Annotated in this window: 9 protein-coding genes and 1 pseudogene; 4 read left to right on the forward strand and 6 right to left on the reverse strand. The window is 45.8% G+C overall.

Going from position 1 to position 9,555, the window contains the following annotated elements; translation table 11 throughout:
* The first annotated feature begins 6 nt into the window (after positions 1-6).
* A complete protein-coding gene (locus tag C5684_RS04915; protein ID WP_104639584.1) occupies positions 7-675 on the forward strand; it encodes an HAD family hydrolase in 669 nt (222 codons plus the stop codon).
* On the opposite strand, the gene C5684_RS04920 is transcribed toward C5684_RS04915, so the two are convergent.
* Complete coding sequence (locus C5684_RS04920) at positions 644-2,374, reverse strand: ABC transporter ATP-binding protein/permease (protein ID WP_013889673.1); 1,731 nt, start codon at positions 2,372-2,374, stop codon at positions 644-646. The genes C5684_RS04915 and C5684_RS04920 overlap by 32 nt on opposite strands.
* A gap of 128 nt (positions 2,375-2,502) precedes the next feature.
* Here C5684_RS04920 and C5684_RS04925 point away from each other — a divergent pair, with 128 nt between their 5' ends.
* A complete protein-coding gene (locus C5684_RS04925) occupies positions 2,503-3,099 on the forward strand; it encodes a peroxiredoxin (protein ID WP_104639585.1) in 597 nt (198 codons plus the stop codon).
* A 178-nt stretch (positions 3,100-3,277) separates the two neighbouring features.
* Here C5684_RS04925 and C5684_RS04930 read toward each other — a convergent pair whose 3' ends face one another.
* Positions 3,278-3,901 (reverse strand): class II aldolase and adducin N-terminal domain-containing protein, encoded by a 624-nt coding sequence (locus tag C5684_RS04930; protein ID WP_199764495.1) that lies wholly within the window; start codon positions 3,899-3,901, stop codon positions 3,278-3,280.
* 157 nt (positions 3,902-4,058) lie between these two features.
* On the opposite strand from C5684_RS04930, the gene C5684_RS04935 reads away from it, so the two are divergent.
* Together C5684_RS04935 and C5684_RS09300 are read left to right on the forward strand one after the other, a co-directional pair.
* Positions 4,059-5,120 (forward strand): NAD(P)-dependent alcohol dehydrogenase, encoded by a 1,062-nt coding sequence (locus C5684_RS04935; RefSeq protein ID WP_104639586.1) that lies wholly within the window; start codon positions 4,059-4,061, stop codon positions 5,118-5,120.
* A gap of 198 nt (positions 5,121-5,318) precedes the next feature.
* Positions 5,319-5,489 carry a hypothetical protein gene (locus C5684_RS09300; RefSeq protein ID WP_162145194.1) on the forward strand — a complete coding sequence of 57 codons (171 nt, stop codon included), beginning with the start codon at positions 5,319-5,321 and terminating at the stop codon, positions 5,487-5,489.
* Positions 5,490-5,515: 26 nt separating this feature from the next.
* Here the strand turns inward: C5684_RS09300 and C5684_RS04940 are convergent, their stop codons facing one another.
* The 4 genes and pseudogenes from C5684_RS04940 to lpxD all read right to left on the reverse strand — a co-directional run.
* Positions 5,516-5,701, reverse strand: coding sequence for a hypothetical protein (locus C5684_RS04940; RefSeq protein ID WP_013889677.1), 186 nt, complete (start codon positions 5,699-5,701; stop codon positions 5,516-5,518).
* A gap of 47 nt (positions 5,702-5,748) precedes the next feature.
* The gene (locus C5684_RS04945; RefSeq protein WP_104639587.1) at positions 5,749-7,308 is read right to left on the reverse strand and encodes a phospholipase D family protein; all 1,560 of its coding nucleotides are present in this window, start codon (positions 7,306-7,308) and stop codon (positions 5,749-5,751) included.
* Between the two features lie 18 nt (positions 7,309-7,326).
* The gene (locus C5684_RS04950; RefSeq protein WP_041602772.1) at positions 7,327-8,583 is read right to left on the reverse strand and encodes an MFS transporter; all 1,257 of its coding nucleotides are present in this window, start codon (positions 8,581-8,583) and stop codon (positions 7,327-7,329) included.
* A pseudogene (gene lpxD / locus C5684_RS04955) lies at positions 8,583-9,555 on the reverse strand (UDP-3-O-(3-hydroxymyristoyl)glucosamine N-acyltransferase); the annotation flags it as partial. The pseudogene lpxD and the gene C5684_RS04950, both read right to left, overlap by 1 nt.

Genomic DNA, 9,555 nt, shown 5'->3' on the forward strand with positions numbered 1-9,555 from the left:
GAGCGCATGTTAAAAGTCGTGGTGTGGGATTTTGATGGGGTGATCTTTGATAGCATGCATTTAAAATATGAGGGGTTTAAGACATTGTTTAAACGCCACACCAAAGCAGACACAGAGGCACTCAAAGCCTTTGAGGCTTACCATTATGCCAATGGCGGGGTGAGTCGTTTTGATAAAATCGCCTATTTTTACCAGCAGGTTTTAAAGCAAGACATCAAGCCCGAGCAAATCAACGCCCTAGTGGAGGAATTTGGGCAGATCATCGCTAAAGATTTATTTTCTAGGGAGCATTTAAATTTAGAAGTCTTGGATTTTATCAAGACAAACGACTCAAAATACACTTTCCACATCGCTTCAGCAGCCCTGCATAGCGAGTTGCAGATTTTATGCGAATTTTTGGGTTTAAAACCCTATTTTAAGAGCATTGAGGGGAGTCCGCCCCAAAAGGCGAAAATCTTAGCTAATTTGATCGCAACCCACCATTACAAGCCCTATGAAATGCTTTTAATTGGGGATAGCCCCAGTGATTATGAGAGCGCGCGGGCTAATCAAATCCCCTTTTTAGGCTATAACAATCCAGTCCTAAAAGAGTTGTTGCCTAATGCCTATATCCAAACTTTTAAAGGGCTGGACTTAAACACCCTCACCCAGCAGGCTTACTTAGATCAATTTTAAGCTCGCATCTCTCAATGGTGCTTAAGCGGTGCGCGATCACCAAGAGGGTTTTACCATGGGCGATGTTGTAAATCTCATCCATGATTTTAGTTTCTGTAGAGGTGTCTAGAGCAGAGGTGGCTTCATCAAGCACCAAAATTTGCGGGTCATCATAGAGCGCGCGCGCAATGCCGATGCGTTGTTTTTGCCCCCCGCTTAAATTAATCCCCCCCTCGCCCACTGGGGTATCAATGCCTTGGTGTTGGCATAGAAAATCATAGATATGCGCCATTTTGCACACCTCTATTACCCGTTCTTCATCTAAGGGCGAACCAAAGGCGATATTATCGGCAATGCTCCCATCAAACAAATAAATGCTTTGGGGGATATAGCCGATTTTTTGCCGCCAAGAGCGGATATTTTCCGCATTTAAGCGTTCTTGATCGATCAAAATCTCCCCTTGATTGGGGTAGATGATGCCCATGATGATGTCTATGAGGGTGGATTTACCACACCCACTAGGACCAATGAAGGCGACTTTTTGCCCTTTGTAGATGGCGAGATTGACATTTTGTAAAATGGGGTGGCTGGTCTTGTAGCCAAAACTGATATTTTTAAGCGTGATGGCGTGGTTAAATTCTAAGGGTAAATCGCCCTCTTCTAAGATGGGCTTGTTCAGGTCTTTATACACGCTGTTAATGGCATGCTGGTTGTAAAAAATCGTGTGGTATTGGTTGAGGAGTTTATTAATGGAGGGCAGCATGCGATACAAAGCCAGCGCATACATCGAAATGATGGGCAAGACCATTTGGGCTTCGCCATATTTGTAGAGGACATACGCCACAGCCAAGATGAGCAAACTAAACCCGATGGTTTCCAAGAGCCGATTGGGCACGATTTGCAAGGTTTGGTAGGTGATATTGGCGTGTGCAGTTTTGAGGCTATTTTCGGTAAAAAGACTATATGCCTCGTTGTAATTGTCTTTAAGTTTGGTGATTTTGAAATTGCCAAAAAATTTAGTGAGCACTTTATTAGATCGCACCGTTGAGGTCGTGGAGACTCGCCCCTTTTTTTGGATAAAAACAGACATATAGCGGGTGATCAAAAACACCTGCAAAGCCAAAATAAAGCTCAATGCCAAAGTCATCTTCCAGTTGGTGATGAGTAAAAGCGTGTATAAAAAGAGCATGATACTCAGTTCTGCCAAAATCCCCAACAACGCATTAAAACTCCCCATCACACGCGCACTTTTGTTCCCAATCGTGTCTTTGATGTGATCGAGATGGACATGCGTGTGCTCCAAATAAGAGAGTTTCAAATGGCGCATGAAGAGTCTTTGGGCCAAAATATGGGCTTTCTTGCAGGCAAAACGGCTGATCATATAGGTAAAAAACACGCTATAGACCAACCTAAAGAGATAAAGTCCCACTAGGGCAAAACTAAAGAAAAAGGCAAAGTGCAGTGGGCTAGAAAAGTGCAGAGTCTCATAGATTTGGTGGGCTATGGGGTGGGAGAGCACCACATTGGGCGCGCTAGCCAGAGTGATAAAGGGCATGATGAGACTGATAGAAAAAACCTCAATCACAGACATGAAAATGGACATCAAGGTTAGCCACACCAAAATTTTCTTATCCCGTCTATTGATGAGGGCAAATAGTTGCACCAAAGAGCGTGAAAAAATCTTGAGTGGGGTGGGGCGTTTCTTTTTAGAGGCGCACAAAATTCAACCTTTAGAGCGTGGATTGCACTATTATAACACCAAATGCCGATGTTAAAGCACTTGATGGTTATTTAAGCCCAGTTAGACTATAATGCCTATCCACAAAAAGTATATACAAGGAGTTTTTTATGTTAGTTACGAAGTTAGCCCCTGATTTTAAGGCGACTGCGATTTTGCCCAACAACCAAGTAGATGAACACTTTGAGCTGTCCAAAAACTTGGGGCGCAATGGTGCGGTGCTGTTTTTTTGGCCCAAAGATTTTACTTTTGTGTGCCCCTCTGAGATCATCGCCTTTGATCACCGCGTGAAAAAGTTCAACGAAAAGGGCTTCAATGTCATTGGTGTTTCCACTGATACAGAGGTAGTGCATTTTGCTTGGAAAAATACCCCTGTAGAAAAAGGCGGGATTGGTCAAGTTAGCTTCCCTATGGTGGCTGATGTTACAAAAGACATTTCTAGGAGCTATGATGTTCTGTTTGACAATGCCGTGGCTCTTAGGGGTTCTTTTTTGATTGACAAACACCAAAAAGTGCGCCACGCCGTGATCAACGACTTCCCCCTAGGGCGCAATGTAGATGAAATGTTGCGCATGGCTGATGCTTTGATCTTCTTTGAAGAACATGGCGAAGTCTGCCCTGCAGGTTGGCAAAAAGGCGATAAAGGCATGAAAGCCAATCACGAAGGCGTGGCTGAATACCTCAAAGAACACGCCAAACAACTCTAAGCCAATAGCCCTAGCCAAGTGCTGGGGTGATCCTCTCATCTGTGCTTTTTACACTTTGGGGCTTATGCCCTTCCTAGGGCTTTGCCCTCATAACCTTTTGGGTGGGCTTTGCGCCCCCCCTCATCTAAAGCTACGCTTTTGGGTGGGCTTTGCGCCCCCCCTCATCTAAAGCTACGCTTTAGACATTAAACCTCTCATCGGCTTCATAATCTGTCATGTTGGCAAGTTGCAAGACTTGGCAACTCCCCTCGATGAGATCGAGGACTTTGAGCAAACTTTGTAATTCGCGGTGATAGACCACAATCCCACAGCCCTTAATGAAAATAAAACGCCGCTTGCTCTCTTGCAAGTAATGCAAAATATCCACCGGGGCGCGATCTTGCCAATCCTTATAATTTTTGGGATCGTAAATCTCAATTTTATTCCCCAGCATGGAGTAACCCAAATAGTCCTTAGGCTTTAAGTCTTCATGGTTGAGCGAATAGGCAATGGCATGGGGGGGGCGGGCATAAGCAATAAAGCGTGCTTCTGTAAAATATTTGTAAAGGTTGGCGTGTATGGGAGTGTCCATGCTGGATTCTTGCCAGCGGTAATCAAGCTTATCTTGTAGAACAATAAAAGATTCTTCGTCCAAACTATCAAAGACGGCATTTTGTTTGTTGATGATAAAACGCGTCGGGCTCAGACGGGCTGAAATAGAGCCCCTAAAAATGCTAAAAAAGCCCTTACGGAACATCGAAAGCGAAACCCTCTGCAAATGTTCGAGTAATTTTTGATCCACTTCACGCACATAGACATTCATGTGGGTATTTTAACATGCCTTTTGTAAATTTATTTTTGCCATGCTGAACTTGTCCAGCCAATCACTCTAGCAAAATTATTATAAAAGTGAGAGAAAATACTAACGCTTAATCTTTTGGTGCTAGAATGGTGCCTTCATTTGAACACAAGGAGTAGCGATGAAACGCATTGAAGCAAAGGGTTTTGCGATTTTTGCTAAAGATGGAAAATTTCAAGAGCATGCTTTTACGCGCCATGCTTTGGGTGAAAAAGATGTCTTGATCGACATCCATTATTGCGGGATTTGCCATAGCGACATCCACGCAGCCTATAGCGAATGGGGGGAATCCATCTACCCGATGATCCCCGGGCATGAAATTGCCGGCGTGGTTAAAGAAGTGGGCTCTCAGGTCCATAAATTTAAAGTGGGGGATAAAGTGGGTGTGGGCTGTTTTGTCAATTCTTGTAGGGAGTGCGTTGCATGCACAACACACCAAGAACAGGTTTGCGAGAATGGCAAGGTGGTTTTTACCTATAATTGTTTGGACTACTTCCATGAGAATGAGCCCCACATGGGCGGGTATTCTGATTGCATCGTGGTGGATGAAGACTATGTTATTAGAGTCTCTGGCGATGCGCCCTTAGAAAAGATCGCCCCCTTGCTTTGTGCGGGCATCACGACTTATTCGCCCCTGAAGTTTTCTAAGATTAAAGAGGGTTCTAAGGTGGGCGTGGCTGGCTTTGGGGGGCTAGGGCACATGGCACTCAAATACGCATTGGCTATGGGAGCAGAGGTGAGCGTTTTTGGTCGCAATGAGAGCAAAAAAGAGTTAGCTTTGAGCTTGGGGGCTAAACATTACTATAGTGCGGTTAAAGACGCTAAGGGCGCTAACTTGGATCTCATCATCTCCACCATCCCCACCCCCTATAATCTCGTGGATTATGTGCGTTGCTTGGCTTACAATGGGGAGTTAGCCATTGTGGGCTTGCCTCCCCATGACCAAATACCCAGTATCAACGCCAGCGATTTAGTCGTCAAACAGCCCAATAAAAAGGTTTATGGCTCTTTGATTGGTGGAATCAAAGAAACCCAAGAGATGATGGATTTTTCCATTCTGCATGGCATTTATCCGGAGATTGAATTAGTCGAGGGCAAAGACATCGATCAGGTCTATTACAACCTCACACACTCCCACGCGCGCTTTAGGTATGTCATTGACATGAAAAAGTCTTTGGGTTAAAAGCCTAACTAGCGATTAATCAAACCCAGAGAGGTGCACTTGTCAAAAACCCAGCCGATGTGTGGGAGATTGTGCTTAGAGGTTGGGAGTGCCAAGTTATGGCGTTTATAAAGCAAAGTCTATAATCTCTCAAGGGCGCAACACTCCAGCCATGCCCTTGATCTTGATAGGGATTGAGCCTTGATTTGAAAAATACGCTTGCAAGAAGGGGATCTTGCCACTTATGAAAGAATGGAAGTTTTGGGTTTTGATCGTGTTGTGGTAGAAAAAATCCAAGAGGGAGTTTATTCTATTGATATTAGACCACTGGGCAGTTATGAGAATTTTATTCAGAATTGTATGGGTGTGGAGTTAGACCGCTTAAAATAGCTCATTGCGCAGGCATAATCCAAATCTTAAAATGCAAGGCTGACTTTTCTAGCAATCATGGATTTTGCCGTGCCGGGCGGTCCGTATAAAAAGATCGCTTTGCCTGCAAACATGGCAAGCAATACCAAACGCACGCATTCCTCGCGCTCATATAAATCTTGTTCTAATGTGGCAATGAGGTTTTTCACTCTTTCTTTGTATTCGTGGGGCATGGGGACTCCTTGTAAAAAGGGGTATTATAGCGTAGCTGGGCTTGGGGTTACAACTCGTCTTCGGGCAAAATCTTAGACCAGTTTTTGATGAAGCGTAAAAAGGGGGAGGTGTTGGGGGGTTTGGTGTGGCGGATCACCTGCCCGCCCTCCACGCCCTCCCACACCAAATGCTGGCGTAATTTGCGCTTTTCTAGCACTAGATGCCAGCTTTCTTGCATTTGTTCTTGCATCAAGCTTTGTAGGTGCGTAGCAAAGGTGCTATTATCAAAGATCACCACCGATTCGGTATTGATTTGGGCTGATCGCGCATCTAGGTTGAAACTGCCAATCCAAGTTTTACGCCCATCAAAAATGAGAATCTTGCTGTGCAAAGAGTTTTTCAAACGCCCTTTAATTTTGTATTTAATGCCCTTAGAGGTGTATTTGACATATTTAAAAAAGTCGTTCTTGGTTTCATAGACATTCGCCCCCGCCTTGACCAATTTTTTGGCATAACGCTCCCATGCGCCATAAACCACAATCGCATCGGTGGAGGATAGTGAGTTGGTTAAAATGTTGAGCTCTAAGCCCTCTTGGAGTTTTTTTTTAAAGGTTTTGAGCAGGGCATGCCCGGGGATGAGATAGGAGGAGGCGATATAAAGGGAGTTGGTCGTGTGGGCTAAAATATGGCCAAGGGCTTGCTTGATAGGGGAATAGGGGGCTGGAGCGTTGATCTTAGAGGGGTTATCGGCAATAAAAGAGGCGGTGCCATAGTAGGCGGTGTTTTTTTGGTGGATAAAATCTTGGATAAAATCTTGCACCTCTTGGTTGTAATTTTGTTGATCGGGGGGGTGCAGGATTTTAGAGAGGGTGCGCGCATAAGTTTTGGCGTATTTTTTGAGTTTGTGGTGGCTAGGTAATAAATTAGCCGGGATCGCGCTTTTGTAGTTCCAATACTCTAAAAAACTCTTTTTAGCCTCTAAACCCACTTCGCCCAAGAATAGCGCATCGATGTCTAAAAAATTCTCTTCTAAATCATTGTCAAAATAGACATCAGCGATATTACGCCCCCCAATCACCAACGCCACATTATCCACGATGAATAATTTATTGTGCATGCGCTTTTTGATGCGATCGTAGCTGACAATCATCTCCAAATAGCGCAAACCCCTATGGCGCACCCGGTAAGGGTTAAAGATTTTAACATCAATATTAGGGTGGGTGTTGAGCATGATAATATCAGACATATCTGAGTCTAGCCCGTTATCATCAATGAGCAAGCGCACTTTCACGCCCCGATTAGCCGCCTTGTAAAGCTCAGACATCATCACTCTTGAAGAGATGTCGTTTTTATAGATGTAGGTTTGGATGTCAATATTATGGGTTGCCATGCGGATCAGGGCGATGCGTTGTAAAAGCGCGCTTTTGCCATCCAGTAATAAAAACCCCAAACTTTTAGAGCGATCGCGCTCCAAGATGGCTGCGTAAGGCTGGGCGATGGGGGTTTGTAGGGGGTTGTAGAGCTCTAGGGAGTAGGTGGGGTAGGTGCTATTTTTTTTGACAATGGTAGAAAGACAGCCTGAAAACAATAGGGCACAAAGAAGCCCAAGAACGCGAAACGCCAGCATCCGCGTTTAAACCCCAAGCTAATCCAAATCTGTCTTTTTAGGCAAGCATAAAGAAGCCACAAACATAGCAGCCATGATCACAGCCACATAGACAAAAAAGCCATTTTCTATTTGGGCGTTTTTAAATTTCAACGCCACATAGGGGGCTGTGCCCCCAAAAATGGCATTCCCAATGGCAAAACTAAAGCCCGTGCCCAGTGCGCGCACATGTTCGGGGAAAAGCTTGGCCTTGAAAATGCCCGCCACAGAGGTGTAAAAACTCAAAATCACAAACAAACTCACCACGCCCATAAAGATCACCCCGGGCTGGTGGGCATGGTGTTTTAGCAGATTAAAGAGCGGATAAATCCCCACAAAGGCTAAAATTGAAAAGAGCGTTACGGCATGTTTGTGCCCGATTTTATCCCCAATGTAGCCAAAAAGGGGCTGAATCAACATCAAAATCGCCAATGCCATTAAAAAAATATCATTCACAGTACTCTTAGCCATCCCAGCATTTTCAACAAAGGTTTTAGCATAAGTGGTGATGGTGTAAAAGGCTAGCGAGCCCCCAGCCGTGATCACCATCACAATGATAAAGGCGCGCCAATGGGGGATCAACGCCTTGATCGTGCCCCGATCGCTGTGCTCTTCTAGTTTGCTAGAACTCTCATCCATCACCTTACGCATAAAGAGCGAGCCTAGTGCCAACACCCCGCCCAACACAAAGAGAAACCGCCACGCATAGGCACTCATTTGCTCAACGCTGAAAAACAAGAGCAAAATAGCAATGCTCGCCACGGCTAAGAATTGCCCCCCAATGAGGGTAACATACTGGAAAGAGGAGTAAAACCCGCGTTTGCCCGGGGTGGCTAGTTCGGCTAAATAGGTCGCCACAATGCCATATTCTCCGCCCACGCTCAAGCCTTGGATGAGGCGCGCTAAGAGCAATAATAAAATCGCCCAATCGCCCACAACATCTTTACTGGGCAGGGCGGCAATCATAAAAGAGCCTAAAGCCATCATGATCACAGAAAGCACCATCGAGCGTTTGCGCCCAATCTTATCAGCTAGAGAGCCAAAAATCCACGATCCTAAGGGGCGCACAAAAAAGCCGGCTGCAAAAATCCCAAAAACTTGGATTTGCTGGATAATGGGGTTGGAGGACTCGCTGAAGGCATGGGCAAAATAAGCCGCACTGAAGGCATAGATATAAAAGTCAAACCACTCGACTAGATTTCCGCTACTAGCGGCAAAAATGGACTTGATTTTTTGGGCGCGTGTGAGTTCTGCCATTAGCGTTTCCACAAGCCCTTAGCCTTGTCAATCAGGCTAGGTTTTTGCTTTTTGGCAAAACGCCTAAGCGTGGCTAAAAAGTGGTGCCATTCGTGGATTTCCATCGCTGGGATCGCCCCGGCATAATTGGTGTGGGGGGGTAAATCCTTGCCCACGGCTCCCTTGCCCCCAATTTGGGTGAATTCCCCAATGTGCATATGCCCCCCCGTGCCCACCTGCCCGCCTAAAACCACATTGCGCCCCATCGTGGTCGAACCTGAAAGCCCCACCTGAGAAACGATGATCGAATGCTCGCCTAGCACGCAATTATGACCGATTTGAACCAAATTATCGATTTTGACTCCCTCTTTAATGTGGGTTTCCCCAAAGACGGCGCGATCGATGGTGGTGTTCGCCCCGATTTCGACATGGTCATCGATGCGCACGATCCCGGTGTGCTCGATTTTGACATGCTTGCCCTCTGCTGTGTGGGCATAGCCAAAACCATCGCTCCCAATCACGCTATTAGCATGGATATGAACATGGTCGCCAATGAGGGTATTTTGATAAATGGTAACATTGGGGTAAATCTTGCAATGCGCGCCAATTTTGACTCCATCGCCCACCACCACATTAGCCATTAAAACGCTCCCCTCGCCAATCTCCACATCTTCGCCTAGCACCACCCCGGGCATTAAAACCACGCCCTCAGCCAATTTGGGGGGGTGGGGCTCAATGGGGCGGGCAAACATCGCGCGCTTGAAAGCATCTGAAACCTGCGCAAAGGCTAAATGGGGGTTTGGGCTAATAAGAGCTAGGCTTCTTGCGGGCACTTTGATGGCAAACTCCGCGCGGATAAAGATCGCCCCAGCTTTGGTGTCTTTGAGCTTTTTTAAATAGGATGTTTGATCCACATAACTTCACTGGTTGGGGGTGGCCACCCCTAGTGGGTCAATCCCAGCCACCTCAAAATCCTTACAATTTTTGGGCTTT

This window comes from Helicobacter bizzozeronii (genome assembly GCF_900196775.1).
Taxonomy (GTDB): Bacteria; Campylobacterota; Campylobacteria; order Campylobacterales; family Helicobacteraceae; genus Helicobacter; species Helicobacter bizzozeronii.

Excerpts from the sequence above, each read along its gene's own strand:
- C5684_RS04915 (WP_104639584.1), top strand. The coding sequence starts at position 7 with ATGTTAAAAGTCGTGGTGTGGGATTTTGATGGGGTGATCTTTGATAGC.
- C5684_RS04925 (WP_104639585.1), top strand. The coding sequence starts at position 2,503 with ATGTTAGTTACGAAGTTAGCCCCTGATTTTAAGGCGACTGCGATTTTG.
- C5684_RS04930 (WP_199764495.1), bottom strand. The coding sequence starts at position 3,901 with ATGAATGTCTATGTGCGTGAAGTGGATCAAAAATTACTCGAACATTTG.
- C5684_RS04935 (WP_104639586.1), top strand. The coding sequence starts at position 4,059 with ATGAAACGCATTGAAGCAAAGGGTTTTGCGATTTTTGCTAAAGATGGA.
- C5684_RS04940 (WP_013889677.1), bottom strand. The coding sequence starts at position 5,701 with ATGCCCCACGAATACAAAGAAAGAGTGAAAAACCTCATTGCCACATTA.
- C5684_RS04945 (WP_104639587.1), bottom strand. The coding sequence starts at position 7,308 with ATGCTGGCGTTTCGCGTTCTTGGGCTTCTTTGTGCCCTATTGTTTTCA.
- C5684_RS04950 (WP_041602772.1), bottom strand. The coding sequence starts at position 8,583 with ATGGCAGAACTCACACGCGCCCAAAAAATCAAGTCCATTTTTGCCGCT.